Here is a 16,083-nt window from a genome sequence, read left to right as displayed (position 1 = left end):
CCCCGGTACCCTAGGCGGGAGCGGGGGCCCGCGGCATTTTTTTGTTGTGGCCTTAAAAAACAAAAACTCCCCACCGTCCCCCAGCTCCTACAGGGTTTTGGACTGGACGCCGAAATTAGTAGGCGCGAGCCTGCTCACGATTGCGTTTTCAGCCGCGCATCCGCAGCAATGGCCGATCCAGCGCCCCTTTTTGCCATTCCATCACTGGCACGCCAGCCCCGGATTGTCGGACAGTCCCACCCCAGAGCCTTCCCGCGAACCAAGTCGGGCCGGCCCGAGGGTTAAAAAGCGTCTTATAAATGAAACACCGCCCTCGGCTATACTCCCCGCATTTCGACTTAGGCACGAGGAATCACTGTGAAGAACTGGACGTTACGCCAACGCATTTTGGCGAGCTTTGCGGTGATTATCGCCATCATGTTGCTGATGGTCGTCGTTTCGTATTCCCGCCTGCTGAAAATCGAAGCCAGTGAAAGCAGCGTGCGTGACGACGCGGTTCCCGGCGTCTATTACAGCTCGATGATTCGCGGGGCGTGGGTTGACAGCTATTTGCAGACCCAGGAACTGCTCGGCCTCAAGGAAGGGCAGGGCATCAGCAGCGAAGATGCGGCGGATTACAAGGCGTTCGAGACGCGCCTGCAAGAGCAGATGGCCAACTACCGCAACACCGTCACCACCGACGAAGATCGGGTCGAGTTCGCCGCGTTCGAGAAAGATCACGACACCTACATGCAGATTCAGGATCAGGTACTCGATCTGCACAAGCGCAATCTGGAAGCCGAGGCTGTCAAGCTGTTCACCGAGAAGCTGACCCCGGCCTGGTACACCGGTCGCATGAAACTCAACGACATCATCGGCGAAAACAAGCGGGTCGCTGATCAAGCCATGGCCAACATCGACGAGGCGGTAGCGGCGGCCAAGGTCAGCATGTTCGTCTCGCTGCTGGTGGCCGTGCTCGCAGCCGGCGCCTGCGGTCTGTTGCTGATGCGCGCGATCATGGCGCCGATGAACCGCATCGTGAAGATCCTCGAAATCATGCGTACCGGCGACTTGAGCAGCCGGCTGAATCTGGATCGCAAGGACGAGTTCGGCGCGGTGGAAACCGGCTTCAACGACATGATGACCGAGCTGACTTCGCTGGTGTCCCAGGCCCAACGCTCCTCGGTGCAGGTGACCACTTCGGTGACCGAAATTGCCGCCACCTCCAAGCAGCAACAGGCCACCGCCACCGAAACCGCGGCCACCACCACCGAAATCGGCGCGACCTCACGTGAAATCGCCGCCACCTCGCGGGATCTGGTGCGCACCATGACCGAAGTGTCCACCGCCGCCGATCAGGCCTCGGTACTCGCCGGTTCCGGCCAGCAAGGCCTGGCGCGCATGGAAGACACCATGCACTCGGTGATGGGCGCAGCCGATCTGGTCAATGCCAAACTGGCGATCCTCAACGAGAAGGCCGGCAACATCAATCAGGTGGTGGTGACCATCGTCAAGGTCGCCGATCAGACCAACCTGCTGTCGCTCAACGCTGCCATCGAGGCCGAGAAGGCCGGCGAGTACGGGCGTGGTTTTGCCGTGGTCGCCACCGAAGTACGGCGTCTGGCGGATCAGACCGCCGTCGCCACTTACGACATTGAGCAGATGGTCCGCGAGATCCAGTCGGCGGTGTCTGCTGGCGTGATGGGCATGGACAAGTTCTCCGAAGAAGTGCGCCGGGGCATGGCCGAAGTGCAGCAGGTCGGCGAGCAACTGTCGCAGATCATCCATCAGGTGCAGGCGCTGGCGCCGCGGGTGTTGATGGTCAACGAAGGCATGCAGGCCCAGGCCACCGGTGCCGAACAGATCAACCATGCGCTGGTGCAGTTGGGCGACGCCAGCAGCCAGACCGTCGAGTCGCTGCGTCAGGCCAGTTTCGCCATCGACGAACTGAGCCAGGTGGCCGTCGGGCTGCGCAGCGGCGTTTCGCGATTCAAAGTCTGATGAGCGAAGTCACCGCCAAACGCAGCGCTGCGCCGGTGGCGAAGCAGGCGTTGTTCCTGCTGTTTCGCATCGGCAGCGAGCGTTACGCCTTGCGCGCCACCGAGGTGGCGGAAGTGTTGCCGCGCCTGCCGTTGAAGCCGATTGCCCAAGCGCCGAACTGGGTCGCCGGGGTGTTCGCCTATCGCGGTGCGGTGGTACCGGCCATCGACCTCAGCGCGCTGACTTTCGGCCATCCCGCCGAGGCGCGCACCAGTACGCGGCTGGTGCTGGTGCATTACCGTCCGGATGAACAGCAGCCGTCGCGCTGGCTCGGGCTGATCCTTGAACAGGCGACCGATACCCTGCGCTGCAACCCCGAGGATTTTCAGCCGTATGGCCTGGACAATCGTCAGGCGCCGTACCTCGGCCCGGTGCGCGAAGATGCCCAGGGGCTGGTGCAGTGGGTGCGGGTCAACGACTTGCTGGATGACGCGGTGCGCAGCCTGCTGTTTCCGGCGCCGCTTGGGGCGCAGTCATGAGCAGCGACCAGCGTTTTTTCGATTTCCTCAAGGAACGCATCGGCCTGGATGTCACGTCGGTGGGGCCGGCGATCATCGAGCGCGCGGTGCGCCAACGCACCACGCTCTCGCAAGCCGCGCACAGCGATGAATACTGGCAACTGCTGCAAGGTTCTCGGGACGAACAGCAGGCGTTGATCGAAGCGGTGATCGTCCCCGAAACGTGGTTTTTCCGTTATCCGGAATCCTTCGCCACCCTCGGCAAGCTGGCGCGCAAGCGTCTGGACGAATTGAACAACATGCGCGCGCTGCGCATCCTCAGCCTGCCGTGCTCGACCGGCGAAGAACCCTATTCGATTGCCATGGCCTTGCTCGATGCCGGGCTCAAGCCGCATCAGTTCAAGGTCGACGGCATGGACGTCAGCCCGCTGTCGGTGGACAAGGCGCGACGGGCGTTGTACGGCAAGAACTCGTTTCGGGGGCAGGATCTGGATTTTCGCGAGCGTCATTTCACCGCCGAGCAGGACGGCCATCGGGTCAGCGAAGCGGTGCGTGAGCAGGTGCGCCTGCAGGCCGGCAATGTGCTGGATCCGACGCTGCTGGCGGGTGAGCCGCCGTTCGATTTTGTGTTCTGCCGCAACCTGCTGATCTATTTCGACCAGCCGACGCAGAAGCAAGTCTTCGAAGTGCTCAAGCGTCTGACGCACGTTGATGGCGTGTTGTTCATCGGCCCGGCCGAGGGCAGTCTGCTCGGGCGCCTGGGCATGCGCTCGATCGGCATCCCGCAGTCGTTTGCCTTCAGTCGACACGCTGAACCCATGCCCGAACCTGTGGCATTGCCGACCCCGACCCCTTTGCCGGTGCGCCAACCGCTGCGCAGTCCGCCGCCAGTATCGCCGCCGGTGCGTCCGCGGCCGTTTGCCAGCGTTGCACCGTTGCCCGTCAACAGCAAAAGCGCCAACCCGGACGCGGCGACCTTGCTCGCCAACATCGCCGCGCTGGCCAACGAAGGCAAAAGCGCCGAGGCCCGCGCGGCATGCGAGCAGTATCTGCGCAGTCACGAACCGGTGGCGCAGGTGTTTTACTGGCTCGGTCTGCTCAGCGATGTTGCCGGTGCCGCGCTCGAAGCCCAGAGTCATTACCGCAAGGCCTTGTACCTTGAACCGCAACACCCCGAAGCGTTGATGCACCTGGCCGCCTTGCTGCAGGCCCAGGGCGATAGCGCCGGTGCCAGACGATTGCAGGAACGTGCCGCCCGCAGCGGCCGCACCGCCGACAGTGAGCGTAAACGATGATCCCGTCCGACACCTTGAACGTCACCCACGAAGACGCCCGGGCCATCGATGATTGCTGGAACCGTATCGGTATTCATGGCGATAAGTCGTGCCCGTTGCTGGCCGAGCATATTCATTGCCGCAACTGCGCGGTGTATTCCGCCGCCGCCACGCGCCTGCTGGACCGTTATGCATTGCAGCAGGACGAACGCGATCCGGTCGCCGTGGCGGTCGAAACCGATGTGAAAACCCGTTCGCTGCTGATGTTCCGCCTCGGCGAGGAATGGTTGGGACTGGCCACCCGCAGCCTGGTGGAGGTAGCGCCGCTGCAGGCGATCCACTCGTTGCCACACCAACGCTCGCGGGCCTTGCTCGGTGTGGCGAACGTGCGCGGGGCGCTGGTGGCGTGCCTGTCGCTGGTCGAGTTGCTCGATCTGGATGGCAACGCCGCACCGGCTACTGGCGCGCGGGTCATGCCGCGCATGCTGATCATCGCCGCCCACGGCGGACCGGTGGTGGTGCCGGTGGACGAGGTCGACGGCATCCACGCCATCGATCAAAAAATTCTCGACGCCGCGTCGCGTGCCGGCGCTGAGCACAACAGCACGGCCAGCGCCAAATACACCCGTGGTGTCCTGCAATTCCGGGGGCGCAGCCTACGCTGGCTGGATGAAGAACAGCTGCTGTCCGCCGTGACCCGGAGCCTCACATGACCCCCGAGCAAATGCGCGACGCCTCGCTGCTGGAGCTGTTCAGCCTGGAAGCCGAAGCCCAGACCCAGGTGCTCAGCAGCGGGCTGCTGGCGCTGGAGCGCAACCCGACTCAGGCCGACTATCTGGAATCGTGCATGCGTGCGGCGCACTCGCTCAAGGGCGCGGCGCGGATCGTCGGCATCGACAGCGGTGTCAGCGTCGCCCATGTGATGGAAGATTGCCTGGTCAGCGCGCAGGAGGGGCGGCTGTTGCTGCGTCCCGAGCACATCGATGCGTTGTTGCAGGGCACCGATCTGTTGATGCGCATCGCCACGCCGGCCAATGCTCCGCAAGCGCCGGACATCGAAGCGTATGTGGCGTTGATGGGACTCCTGCTCGACCCTTCGGCAGCGCCCACAGTGGCGCCACCGCCGATGGCCGAGTTGCAGATGCAGGCGCCGCCGCCTGCGCCTGCACCGATTGAAACCCCGGCGCAAGTGATCGAGACACCGCTGGAAACCTCCGACCCGGCCCCGCGCAAGAGCAAGCGCACCACCGAGGGCGGCGAGCGCGTGCTGCGGGTCACCGCCGAACGCCTGAACAGCCTGCTCGACCTGTCGAGTAAATCGCTGGTCGAAACCCAGCGCCTCAAGCCGCATCTGGCGACCATGCAGCGTCTCAAACGCATGCAGAATAATGGCCTGCGGGCACTGGAAAGCCTCAACGTGCATCTCAAGGAACATGCGCTGAGCCTTGAGGCCCAGGAAGCCCTTGAAGATGCGCGGCGCTTGCTGGCCGAGTCTCAGCAATTGCTCGCGGAAAAGAACGCCGAGCTCGACGAGTTCGCCTGGCAAGCCAGCCAGCGCGCCCAGGTGCTCTACGACACTGCGCTGGCCTGCCGCATGCGCCCGTTCGCCGACGTGCTCACCGGTCAGGTGCGCATGGTTCGAGACCTGGGGCGCAGCCTCGGCAAACAGGTAAGGCTGGAGATCGAGGGCGAGAAGACCCAGGTCGATCGCGACGTGCTGGAAAAACTCGAAGCGCCGCTGACTCATTTGCTGCGCAACGCGGTCGATCACGGCATCGAAACCCCGGAACAACGCTTGCTCAAGGGTAAGTCCGAAGAAGGCCTGATCCGCCTGCGTGCCTCGCATCAGGCCGGTTTGCTGGTGCTGGAATTGAGCGATGATGGCAATGGCGTCGATCTGGAAAAGGTCCGCCGCAGCATCGTTGAACGCCAATTGTCACCGGCAGAAACCGCCGCACAATTGAGCGAAGAAGAGTTGCTGACGTTCCTGTTTCTGCCGGGTTTCAGCCTGCGCGACACGGTCACCGAAGTGTCCGGGCGTGGCGTCGGTCTCGATGCGGTGCAGCACATGGTGCGGCAACTGCGCGGCGCGGTGGTGCTGGAGCAGACGGCGGGCGAGGGCAGCCGCTTTCATCTGGAAGTGCCGCTGACCCTGTCGGTGGTGCGCAGTCTGGTGGTGGAAGTCGGCGAGGAGGCTTATGCGTTTCCGCTGGCGCATATCGAGCGCATGTGTGATCTGGAGCCACAGGACATCGTGCAGATCGAGGGCCGTCAGCATTTCTGGCATGAAGGCCGACACGTCGGGCTGGTCGCGGCCAGTCAGTTGCTGAATCGTCCGGCCAGTCAGAGCAGCGGCGAAACCCTCAAGGTCGTGGTGATTCGCGAGCGTGACGCGATCTACGGGGTGGCAGTCGAGCGGTTTGTCGGCGAGCGCACGCTGGTGGTGCTACCGCTGGATGAGCGGCTGGGCAAGGTTCAGGATATTTCCGCCGGGGCGCTGCTCGACGACGGTTCGGTGGTGCTGATCGTCGATGTCGAAGACATGCTGCGCTCGGTGGACAAACTGCTCAACACCGGGCGTCTGGAGCGTATTGCCCGCCATGGCAATCAGGCCGCCGAAGTGGCGCGCAAACGGATTCTGGTGGTCGATGACTCGCTGACCGTGCGCGAGTTGCAACGCAAGTTGCTGCTCAATCGCGGCTACGACGTGGCAGTCGCGGTTGACGGTATGGACGGCTGGAACGCCCTGCGTTCGGAGGACTTCGATTTGCTGATCACCGACATCGACATGCCGCGCATGGATGGCATCGAACTGGTCACCCTGTTGCGCCGCGACAACCGCCTGCAATCGCTGCCGGTGATGGTGGTCTCGTACAAGGATCGTGAAGAGGACCGGCGTCGTGGACTGGACGCTGGCGCCGACTATTATTTAGCCAAGGCCAGTTTTCATGACGACGCCCTGCTTGATGCAGTGGTTGAGCTCATTGGAGGAGCGCGGGCATGAAAATCGCAATCGTCAACGACATGCCCCTGGCGGTGGAGGCTTTGCGCCGTGCGCTGGCCTTCGAGCCGGCGCATCAGGTGGTCTGGGTCGCCAACAACGGCGCCGAGGCGGTGCGTCTGTGCGCCGAAAACACCCCGGATCTGATCCTGATGGACCTGATCATGCCGGTCATGGATGGCGTCGAGGCCACGCGACGGATCATGGCCGAAACCCCGTGCGCGATCGTTATCGTCACGGTCGACCGTCAGCAGAACGTGCACCGGGTCTTCGAAGCCATGGGCCACGGCGCGCTGGACGTGGTCGATACCCCGGCCATTGGTGCGGGGAACGCGCAGGAAGCGGCGGCGCCGTTGCTGCGCAAGATCCTCAACATCGGCTGGCTGATCGGCGAGAAAACCCCGCGCTCGCGCCCGGTGCCGACGCCCCACCGCAGTTCGGCGTCGTGCAAGCGGCTGGTGGCGATCGGCTCGTCTGCCGGCGGACCGGCCGCGCTGGAAGTCCTGCTCAAGGGCCTGCCACGCCATTTCTCGGCCGCCATCGTGCTGGTGCAGCACGTGGATCAGGTGTTTGCCGCGGGCATGGCCGAATGGCTGGCCAGCGCCAGTGGCCTCGATGTACGCCTGGCCCGCGAGGGCGAGCCACCGCAGGCCGGCGCGGTGCTGCTGGCCGGCACCAACCACCATATTCGTTTATTGAAAAACGGCACGCTGGCCTACACCGCCGAGCCGGTCAACGAGATCTACCGGCCTTCGATCGACGTGTTTTTCGAAAGTGTCGCCAGCTATTGGAACGGTGATGCCATCGGGGTTTTATTGACCGGGATGGGACGCGACGGGGCGCAAGGGCTTAAGCTCATGCGCCAGCAGGGTTATCTGACCATCGCGCAGGATCAGCAAAGCAGTGCGGTGTACGGCATGCCCAAGGCAGCAGCGGCGATCGATGCGGCCGTCGAAATCCGTCCACTGGAAAAGATAGCGCCACGATTGCTGGAGGTATTCCCCAAATGAACAGGCTATTCCGCAATCCTGGCCCCCGCAGTACTCAGGTGACCGCCCATGAATGATTTACAGATCGACGACATTAAAACCGACGAAAACGCCGCCATGGTGTTGTTGGTGGACGATCAGGCGATGATCGGCGAAGCCGTGCGCCGTGGGCTGTCGAATGAAGAGAACATCGACTTCCACTTCTGCTCCGACCCGCACCAGGCCATCGCCCAGGCGGTACGGATCAAGCCGACGGTGATTCTGCAGGATCTGGTGATGCCCGGCCTCGACGGCCTGAGCCTGGTGCGCGAATACCGTAATCATCCGGCGACCAAGGACATCCCGATCATCGTGCTGTCGACCAAGGAAGACCCGCTGATCAAGAGCGCGGCGTTTTCCGCCGGGGCCAACGACTATCTGGTGAAACTGCCGGACACCATCGAGCTGGTGGCGCGCATCCGCTATCACTCGCGCTCCTACATGACCCTGCTGCAGCGGGATGCGGCGTACCGTGCGTTGCGCGTCAGCCAGCAGCAGTTGCTCGACACCAACCTGGTGCTGCAACGGCTGATGAACTCTGACGGCCTGACCGGGCTGTCCAACCGCCGGCACTTCGACGAGTACCTGGAGCTGGAATGGCGCCGCTCGCTGCGCGACCAAAGCCAGTTGTCGCTGCTGATGATCGACGTCGATTACTTCAAGTCCTACAACGACAGCTTCGGCCACGTCGAAGGCGACGAGGCGCTGCGCAAGGTCGCCACGGCGATCCGCGACGCCAGCGCCCGACCGTCGGACCTGCCGGCCCGCTACGGCGGTGAAGAGTTCGCCCTGGTGCTGCCGAACACCTCGCCGGGCGGCGCACGCCTGGTGGCGGAGAAACTGCGCCAGACCGTGGCGGCGCTGAAGATTCCGCACAACACCCCGGGCGACGGGGCGAGCCTGACCATCAGCATCGGCCTGGCGACCATGGTGCCGCAGGCGGGCAGCGATTGCCGGCTGCTGATTTCGGCGGCGGATCGCGGGTTGTATCTGGCGAAGAACAACGGGCGTAATCAGGTGGGTATCGAATAGGTCTCTCGAACCTGCAAATCCCCTGTGGGAGCGGGCTTGCTCGCGAAGGCGGAGTATCACTCGACATCAATGCTTAATGACACACCGCCTTCGCGAGCAAGCCCGCTCCCACAGAGGATGCGCATCAGGCCATGTCAAGTGAATCGCCTTAACAGCCGCCAGACGGGCTGCCGTCACAGCCTGATTACGTTATACTCGCCGGCTTTCAAAAGTTCGCCAACGAGTGCTGCCCGTCATGGAAATCAACCCGATCCTGAACACCATCAAGGACCTGTCCGAGCGCTCCGAAACTATTCGGGGGTATCTTTGACTACGATCAAAAGCATGAGCGTCTGATCGAAGTCAATCGCGAGCTTGAAGATCCTGCAGTCTGGAACAAACCTGAATACGCCCAGGAACTGGGCCGCGAGCGAGCATCGCTGGCGCAGATCGTCGACACCCTGGATGAGCTGTCCAGCGGTCTGGCCGATTCCCGCGAGCTGCTCGACATGGCCGTTGAAGAAAACGACGAAGGCGCGGTAAACGACGTCGTTGAACTGCTTCAAGGGCTTGAAGAGTCACTGGCCAAGCTTGAATTCCGCCGCATGTTCAGCCACGAGATGGACCCGAACAACGCCTACCTGGACATCCAGGCCGGCTCCGGCGGCACCGAGGCCCAGGACTGGGCCAACATCCTGCTGCGCATGTACCTGCGCTGGGCGGACAAACGTGGTTTCGACGCGACCATCATGGAATTGTCGGCCGGTGAAGTCGCCGGTATCAAAGGTGCGACCGTGCACATCAAGGGGGAATACGCCTTTGGCTGGCTGCGTACCGAGATCGGCGTGCACCGTCTGGTGCGCAAGAGCCCGTTCGACTCCGGCAACCGTCGCCACACCTCGTTCTCTGCGGTTTTCGTCTCGCCAGAGATCGACGACAAGGTCGAAATCGAAATCAACCCGGCAGACCTGCGGATCGACACCTATCGTTCCTCCGGTGCCGGTGGTCAGCACGTAAACACCACCGACTCGGCCGTACGTATTACTCACGTACCGACCAACACCGTGGTCAGCTGCCAGAACGAGCGTTCCCAGCACGCCAACAAGGACACCGCCATGAAAATGCTGCGGGCCAAGTTGTACGAGCAGGAAATGCAGAAGCGCAACGCCGCTTCCCAGGCGCTGGAAGACACCAAGTCGGACATCGGCTGGGGTCATCAGATCCGTTCGTACGTGCTCGACGCGTCGCGGATCAAGGACTTGCGCACCAACATTGAACGCAGCGACTGCGACAAGGTGCTCGACGGCGACATCGATGAATACCTGGAAGCCAGCCTGAAGTCGGGGCTGTAAAAGACGCACGCAGGGTCGCTGATGCAACGCGATCCCTGTAGGAGCCAGCCCTGCTGGCGATTCCCGGGCCGCCAGGCCCGGGGGCAACGAACCTGATGGAATATCTGAAGACATGAGCGACCAACAACTCGACCCGCAAGCCCTGCAACAGGAAGAAAACTCCCTGATCGCCCTGCGCAAGGAAAAGCTGGCTGCCGAGCGCGCCAAGGGCAACGCCTTCCCGAACGACTTCCGCCGCGAAAACTACTGCGAAGATCTGCAGAAGAAATACGCGGACAAGACCAAGGAAGAGCTGGCCGAGGCTGCAATCCCGGTCAAGGTTGCCGGTCGCATCATGCTCAACCGTGGCTCGTTCATGGTGATCCAGGACATGACCGGTCGCATCCAGGTCTACGTCAACCGTAAAACCCTGTCCGAAGACACCCTGGCCGCCGTCAAGACCTGGGACATGGGCGACATCATTGCCGCCGAAGGCACCCTGGCGCGTTCCGGCAAGGGCGACCTGTACGTCGAAATGACCAACGTGCGCCTGCTGACCAAGTCGCTGCGCCCGCTGCCGGACAAGCATCACGGCCTGACCGACACCGAACAGCGCTACCGTCAGCGTTACGTTGACCTGATCGTCAACGAAGACGTGCGCCAGACGTTCCGCGTGCGTTCGCAAGTGATCGCGCACATCCGCAGCTTCCTGATGAAGCGCGACTTCCTCGAAGTCGAGACGCCGATGCTGCAGACCATTCCTGGCGGCGCCGCAGCCAAGCCGTTCGAAACCCACCACAATGCGCTGGACATGGAAATGTTCCTGCGTATCGCGCCTGAGCTGTATCTGAAGCGTCTGGTGGTTGGCGGTTTCGAGAAAGTGTTCGAGATCAACCGCAACTTCCGTAACGAAGGCGTTTCGACGCGTCACAACCCTGAATTCACCATGCTGGAGTTCTACCAGGCTTACGCCGACTACGAAGACAACATGGACCTGACCGAAGAACTGTTCCGTGAACTGGCACAACTGGTGCTGGGCAGCACCGACGTGCCGTACGGCGACAAGGTGTTCCACTTCGGCGAGCCGTTTGCCCGTCTGTCGGTGTTCGACTCGATCCTCAAGTACAACCCTGAGCTGACCGCCGATGACCTGAACGACATCGACAAGGCGCGCGCCATCGCCAAGAAGGCCGGCGCCAAGGTGCTGGGCTTCGAAGGTCTGGGCAAGCTGCAGGTGATGATTTTCGAAGAGCTGGTCGAGCACAAGCTGGAGCAGCCGCACTTCATCACTCAGTACCCGTTCGAAGTGTCGCCGCTGGCCCGTCGTAACGACGAGAACCCGAACGTCACCGACCGTTTCGAGCTGTTCATCGGCGGCCGTGAAATCGCCAACGCCTACTCCGAGTTGAACGACGCGGAAGACCAGGCCGAGCGCTTCATGGCGCAGGTGGCCGACAAGGACGCCGGCGACGACGAAGCCATGCACTACGACGCCGATTTCGTGCGCGCGCTGGAGTACGGCATGCCGCCAACGGCCGGTGAAGGTATCGGCATCGACCGTCTGGTAATGTTGCTGACCAACTCGCCGTCGATCCGCGATGTGATCCTGTTCCCGCACATGCGACCGCAAGCGTAAACGTTTCAGTTAAAAAGCCGCCTAAAACAGGCGGCTTTTTATTGCCTGTCTGGTACAAATGTATCAATTGGTTAATTTTGCAATAGCAGAGGAAGTCCAGTCGTGATGGTTGCAATCGCTCAAGAAGGTGCAGCGGGTATCGCCACTGCGGTCGCTGAAAGTGTTCAGTACCAGGGCCGCAAGGCCAGCCGACAGGGCAGTGAGCAGCGTCGACAGGACATTCTCGACGCGGCGATGCGCATTGTCGTGCGTGACGGCGTGCGCGCCGTGCGCCACCGTGCGGTGGCGGCCGAGGCCGGTGTGCCACTGTCGGCCACTACTTATTACTTCAAGGATATCGATGACCTGCTCACCGATACCTTCGCCCAATACGTCGAACGCAGCGCGGCCTACATGGCCAAGCTGTGGATCAACAACGAAGGCCTGCTGCGCGAGATGGTCGTCAGTGGTGACGGCAGCCCCGAGTCGCGCTCGCAACTGGCGGACGACATCGCGCGGCTGATGGCCGACTATGTGCACCGGCAACTGGTCAATCGCCGCGAGCACCTGATGGCCGAGCAGGCGTTCCGCCAGGAAGCGCTGCTCAACCCGCGGCTGGCGGATCTGGTGCGCTCGCATCAGCAGATTCTGCTGCAGGGCACCTGCCAGTTGTTCCAGGTGCTGGGCTCGCGTGAACCGCAGCAGGATGCCAAGGTGTTGACGGCGATTATCGGACGGATGGAATATCAGGGCCTGCTCAACGAAGCCGAGCCTTTGGCCGAACAGGACATGCTCGGGATTCTGACGCGGTACATGCATCTGGTCCTGGCGTCGGTCTGACAACTGATGGAAATCCCCTTGTGGGAGCGGGCTTGCTCGCGAAGGCGGTCTGACATTCAACATCTTTGTTGCCTGACACACCGCTTTCGCGAGCAGGCTCGCTCCCACAGGTGAAAGTGGTGATCGTCAGGGCGGGATATGTTCATAGGGAGTATTGAATGAAAGCCTGGCGTGGCGTGCTGATCGCCTTGTCGTTCCTGCTGCTCAGTGGCTGTCTGGTGACCTTCAAGGATCCGCTGCCTGCCAGTGACCCGGCGCCCAGGGGCCTGCTGGGCACGTGGTCGAGCACCAATGCCTGGGGCGAGCCGATGAACCTTGAGCTGACCCGCGTCGGCAACGATCGCTATCAGGCCATCACCTGGTTCAAGGCCCGGCCTCACGAGCGCGAGGCGTACCCGTTCACCGTGTCGCGCCATGGCAGTCGCTGGTACCTGTCGGCGAAAGTGCCGGCGCGTTACGGTGGGCAATACACCATCGCCGGGTTCGAACTCACCGACAAACACGAGCTGGTGGTGTACAACCTCGACCTCGAACAGATCAATCAGGCGATCAAACAGCAAACCCTCGACGGCAAGGCTTTCCAGACCGAGGACGACGGCGACGGCGTGCAAGTCGACAGTAGCCTCGACAAGGTCTTTGCTTACCTCGACGATCCGGCCAATTCCGATGTATTCGTCGAGGCCGCGCGCTATCAGCGCCAGGCCCGCGCCAAATAATTCAGTTTTCTACAGGAGTTTCGGGTGGACGATTACCAGCAGACGATACGCACGCTGTCCGATCGCATTGTGCTGGCGCAGACGCCGATCCGCGTGCTCGATGCGGTGAAGTGGGACGAGAACATCCGCAAGGGCTTTCTCAAGGCCAAGGGCAAGGAAATGCCGGCGGTGGATCGCGACTACTACCTCAATCGGCCGCTGTCCTTCGATTCGAGCAAGGTCAAACTGGAATTCCAGAACATCGAGCGCGACATCACCCGCCAGCTCGGCCAGTTCAATCCGGTCGGGCAGATCATGCGGCGCATGTGCAAGGAATACCGCATGGTGGTGCGCATGCTCGAAGCGCGCGGCACCGAGGATTTCGGCCTGATCTCCCAGGAACTCTACGGCGCCGCCTCCGATGCGTTCCACGCCGGTGACCCGACCCTGGCCGACCTCGGCCTGATGATGTCCGACTACCTGAACAACATCGATGGCCGTGGCGACCTGAAGGACGAACCGAAGATCCTCACCGCCAAGGATGCCGTTCACCTGCTGCAAACCCGGTTGAACAAGGTGTTCGGCGAGGCCGAGGAAACCATCCGCGTGTTCGAGTCCGACGGCATCGTCGCCGACGCGGCGGCAGGCGCCGACTACATCAAGATCCGCACTGACGCGCTGTTCAACGACCGCGACGTGCGTGCACTGGAAGTCCACGAAGGTCTGGTGCACGTCGGCACCACGCTCAATGGCTTGAACCAGCCGATCTGCACCTTCCTGTCCAAAGGCCCACCCTCGTCGACGGTGACCCAGGAAGGCCTGGCGATCTTGATGGAAATCATCACCTTCGCCTCCTACCCAAGCCGTCTGCGCAAACTGACCAACCGCACCCGCGCCATTCACATGGTCGAGGAGGGCGCGGACTTTTTGCAGGTGTTCGAGTTCTTCCGCGAACAGGGCTTTGAAATGGCCGAAAGCTACGGCAACGCCAGCCGGGTGTTCCGTGGTTCGACCCCGACCGGTCTGCCATTCACCAAAGACTTGTCCTACCTCAAGGGCTTTATCATGGTTTACAACTACATTCAGTTGGCCGTGCGTAAAGGCAAGCTTGAGCAGGTGCCGCTGCTGTTCTGCGGCAAGACCACGTTGGAGGACATGCGTACCCTGCGTCAGTTGGTCGATGAAGGTCTGGTGGTGCCGCCGAAATATTTGCCGGAACAGTTCCGCGACATGAACGCGCTGTCGGCGTGGATGTGCTTCTCCAACTTCCTTAATCACTTGAGCCTGGACCGGATCGAGGCGGATTACTCAAACATCCTCTAATCCACACACAAATCCCTTGTAGGAGTGAGCCTGCTCGCGATAGCGGTGTATCAATCAACATAAATATCGACTGACACACCGTTATCGCGAGCAGGCTCACTCCTACAGTTTTTGACGGTATTCCAATTCGAATTCTGCGAGGTTTCACCGGATGAGAATCCTCGGCATCCTTTGCCTGCTCCTGACCCTCAGTGGTTGCAGTTCGTTGTTGTTCTACCCCGAGCCGGGCCAGATCTTCACACCGGAAAAAGCCAAGCTCGAATACCGCACCGTCACACTGGTCACGGCGGATGGCTTGAAGCTGAACGCCTGGTGGCTACCGGCCAAACCTGGCGTCGAAGTCAAAGGCACAGTTCTGCACCTGCACGGCAACGGCGGCAATCTGCCGATGCACCTCGGCGGCAGTTGGTGGTTGCCGAAAAACGGCTATCAGGTGCTGCTGGTGGACTATCGCGGGTATGGCTTGTCCGAGGGCAAGCCGAGCCTGCCGGCCATCTATCAGGACATTGACGCTGCGTTCGCCTGGCTCGACAAGGCGCCAGAGGTCAAAGGCAAGCCGCTGATCCTCCTCGGTCAGAGCCTTGGCGGCTCGATGGCCGTGCATTGGCTGGTGCAGCACCCTGAGCGGCAGAAACAGCTAAAAGCATTCGTGCTCGACGGTGTGCCCGCCAGTTATCGCAGCGTCGGCCAGTACGCCCTCAGCACTTCATGGCTGACCTGGCCGTTTCAGGTGCCGCTGTCGTGGCTGGTGCCGGACGGCGACAGCGCGATCAACTCGATGCCGCAGCTCACGGGCGTGCCGAAACTAATCTTTCACAGCATCGATGACCCGCTGGTGCCGATGGCCAACGCCATTCGCCTGTATCAGGCGGCGCCACCACCACGGGTGTTGCAGTTGACCCGTGGCGGCCACGTGCAGACCTTTGGTGATCCGGTCTGGCGCCAGGTAATGCTGCGTTATCTGGAAGATCCCGAGCACTTCAACGGCCTGCGCCGCCTCGGCGAGATCCCGAACTACCCGCAAGACCCGAATTCTGAAGATGAGAGTCCGCAATGACTGAAGAACGTAACGCCATCCCGCTGATCATCACCGGTATCTGCAGCATCCTCGGCACCGTCGGGGCGCTGTGGTACTACGGTTACCTGCACTTCGCCAAACCCGAGGATGCGCTGCTGCTCAACGAATTCACCATGCTCAAGACCGTGCCGGGCGAAGACTACAAAGTCTCACTGGACCCCGCGCCGCAAGTGGCGCAGTGCATCGATGGCGTGCTGGTGCTGTTCGACACCGAGCAGAAAGGCCTGACCGGGGTGCTGATCAATGCGCAGAAAAAAGCCGTGCGCTGCGTGGGCCAGGAAACCCCACAAAAACTCGAACCATAACCCGATAAAAACTGTGGGAGCAACTGTCTTACTACCACCGTTCGTCACCGCCACTCTGTGCCGTCTCGCAGCATGGCATTCAGTCTGATCAGCAGTATTCGCATA

Annotated in this window: 14 protein-coding genes; all 14 read left to right on the top strand. The window is 61.8% G+C overall.

Annotated elements, in window-relative coordinates; genetic code table 11:
* The first annotated feature begins 357 nt into the window (after window positions 1-357).
* The 14 genes from LVD08_RS07455 to LVD08_RS07385 all read left to right on the top strand — a co-directional run bounded on the left by LVD08_RS07455 (window position 358) and on the right by LVD08_RS07385 (window position 15,978).
* Entirely contained in the window at window positions 358-1,980 is a 1,623-nt protein-coding gene (locus LVD08_RS07455; protein ID WP_007964198.1) for a methyl-accepting chemotaxis protein, read from the top strand.
* Window positions 1,980-2,498 carry a chemotaxis protein CheW gene (locus LVD08_RS07450; RefSeq protein ID WP_027610993.1) on the top strand — a complete coding sequence of 173 codons (519 nt, stop codon included), beginning with the start codon at window positions 1,980-1,982 and terminating at the stop codon, window positions 2,496-2,498. Before LVD08_RS07455 ends, LVD08_RS07450 begins: the two co-directional genes overlap by 1 nt.
* Window positions 2,495-3,772 carry a CheR family methyltransferase gene (locus tag LVD08_RS07445; protein ID WP_247267822.1) on the top strand — a complete coding sequence of 426 codons (1,278 nt, stop codon included), beginning with the start codon at window positions 2,495-2,497 and terminating at the stop codon, window positions 3,770-3,772. The genes LVD08_RS07450 and LVD08_RS07445 overlap by 4 nt, the downstream gene beginning before the upstream one ends.
* Window positions 3,769-4,464, top strand: a complete 696-nt coding sequence (locus tag LVD08_RS07440; RefSeq protein WP_247267821.1) for a chemotaxis protein CheW — start codon at window positions 3,769-3,771, stop codon at window positions 4,462-4,464. Before LVD08_RS07445 ends, LVD08_RS07440 begins: the two co-directional genes overlap by 4 nt.
* Window positions 4,461-6,755 carry a hybrid sensor histidine kinase/response regulator gene (locus LVD08_RS07435; RefSeq protein WP_247267820.1) on the top strand — a complete coding sequence of 765 codons (2,295 nt, stop codon included), beginning with the start codon at window positions 4,461-4,463 and terminating at the stop codon, window positions 6,753-6,755. The genes LVD08_RS07440 and LVD08_RS07435 overlap by 4 nt, the downstream gene beginning before the upstream one ends.
* A complete protein-coding gene (gene cheB, locus LVD08_RS07430; RefSeq protein ID WP_007964205.1) occupies window positions 6,752-7,762 on the top strand; it encodes a chemotaxis response regulator protein-glutamate methylesterase in 1,011 nt (336 codons plus the stop codon). Before LVD08_RS07435 ends, cheB begins: the two co-directional genes overlap by 4 nt.
* Window positions 7,763-7,810: 48 nt before the next feature.
* Complete coding sequence (locus tag LVD08_RS07425) at window positions 7,811-8,812, top strand: diguanylate cyclase domain-containing protein (protein WP_025112221.1); 1,002 nt, start codon at window positions 7,811-7,813, stop codon at window positions 8,810-8,812.
* 235 nt (window positions 8,813-9,047) lie between these two features.
* Window positions 9,048-10,143 (top strand): peptide chain release factor 2 gene (gene prfB / locus LVD08_RS07415; RefSeq protein ID WP_096795805.1). Its coding sequence is split into 2 segments (ribosomal slippage): window positions 9,048-9,119 and window positions 9,121-10,143, totalling 1,095 coding nucleotides; the frame shifts between segments, so codons are not numbered across the junction.
* A gap of 112 nt (window positions 10,144-10,255) precedes the next feature.
* Complete coding sequence (gene lysS / locus LVD08_RS07410) at window positions 10,256-11,758, top strand: lysine--tRNA ligase (protein WP_003222049.1); 1,503 nt, start codon at window positions 10,256-10,258, stop codon at window positions 11,756-11,758.
* 105 nt (window positions 11,759-11,863) lie between these two features.
* Window positions 11,864-12,577, top strand: coding sequence for a TetR/AcrR family transcriptional regulator (locus LVD08_RS07405; RefSeq protein ID WP_145597861.1), 714 nt, complete (start codon window positions 11,864-11,866; stop codon window positions 12,575-12,577).
* 158 nt (window positions 12,578-12,735) lie between these two features.
* On the top strand, window positions 12,736-13,293 hold the full coding sequence (locus LVD08_RS07400) for a hypothetical protein (protein ID WP_096795807.1): 558 nt from the start codon (window positions 12,736-12,738) through the stop codon (window positions 13,291-13,293).
* Between the two features lie 24 nt (window positions 13,294-13,317).
* Window positions 13,318-14,595: a flavohemoglobin expression-modulating QEGLA motif protein gene (locus tag LVD08_RS07395; RefSeq protein WP_003222055.1), complete on the top strand. Its 1,278-nt coding sequence runs from the start codon at window positions 13,318-13,320 to the stop codon at window positions 14,593-14,595.
* Window positions 14,596-14,746: 151 nt separating this feature from the next.
* Window positions 14,747-15,652, top strand: coding sequence for an alpha/beta hydrolase (locus LVD08_RS07390; RefSeq protein WP_247267819.1), 906 nt, complete (start codon window positions 14,747-14,749; stop codon window positions 15,650-15,652).
* Complete coding sequence (locus tag LVD08_RS07385; protein WP_247267818.1) at window positions 15,649-15,978, top strand: hypothetical protein; 330 nt, start codon at window positions 15,649-15,651, stop codon at window positions 15,976-15,978. The genes LVD08_RS07390 and LVD08_RS07385 overlap by 4 nt, the downstream gene beginning before the upstream one ends.
* Window positions 15,979-16,083 lie beyond the last annotated feature (105 nt).

The organism is Pseudomonas sp. YL2 (assembly GCF_023063025.1).
Taxonomy (GTDB): Bacteria; Pseudomonadota; Gammaproteobacteria; order Pseudomonadales; family Pseudomonadaceae; genus Aquipseudomonas; species Aquipseudomonas putida_A.
The sequence above is the reverse complement of the archived record's forward strand: the minus strand, read 5'-3'. Positions and strand labels throughout refer to the sequence as shown.

Bases quoted from the DNA above. Each gene is read 5' to 3' on its own strand.
- LVD08_RS07400 (WP_096795807.1), top strand. From the start codon at position 12,736: ATGAAAGCCTGGCGTGGCGTGCTGATCGCCTTGTCGTTCCTGCTGCTC.
- LVD08_RS07440 (WP_247267821.1), top strand. From the start codon at position 3,769: ATGATCCCGTCCGACACCTTGAACGTCACCCACGAAGACGCCCGGGCC.
- cheB (WP_007964205.1), top strand. From the start codon at position 6,752: ATGAAAATCGCAATCGTCAACGACATGCCCCTGGCGGTGGAGGCTTTG.
- LVD08_RS07450 (WP_027610993.1), top strand. From the start codon at position 1,980: ATGAGCGAAGTCACCGCCAAACGCAGCGCTGCGCCGGTGGCGAAGCAG.
- lysS (WP_003222049.1), top strand. From the start codon at position 10,256: ATGAGCGACCAACAACTCGACCCGCAAGCCCTGCAACAGGAAGAAAAC.
- LVD08_RS07390 (WP_247267819.1), top strand. From the start codon at position 14,747: ATGAGAATCCTCGGCATCCTTTGCCTGCTCCTGACCCTCAGTGGTTGC.
- LVD08_RS07405 (WP_145597861.1), top strand. From the start codon at position 11,864: ATGGTTGCAATCGCTCAAGAAGGTGCAGCGGGTATCGCCACTGCGGTC.
- LVD08_RS07425 (WP_025112221.1), top strand. From the start codon at position 7,811: ATGAATGATTTACAGATCGACGACATTAAAACCGACGAAAACGCCGCC.
- LVD08_RS07435 (WP_247267820.1), top strand. From the start codon at position 4,461: ATGACCCCCGAGCAAATGCGCGACGCCTCGCTGCTGGAGCTGTTCAGC.
- LVD08_RS07445 (WP_247267822.1), top strand. From the start codon at position 2,495: ATGAGCAGCGACCAGCGTTTTTTCGATTTCCTCAAGGAACGCATCGGC.
- LVD08_RS07385 (WP_247267818.1), top strand. From the start codon at position 15,649: ATGACTGAAGAACGTAACGCCATCCCGCTGATCATCACCGGTATCTGC.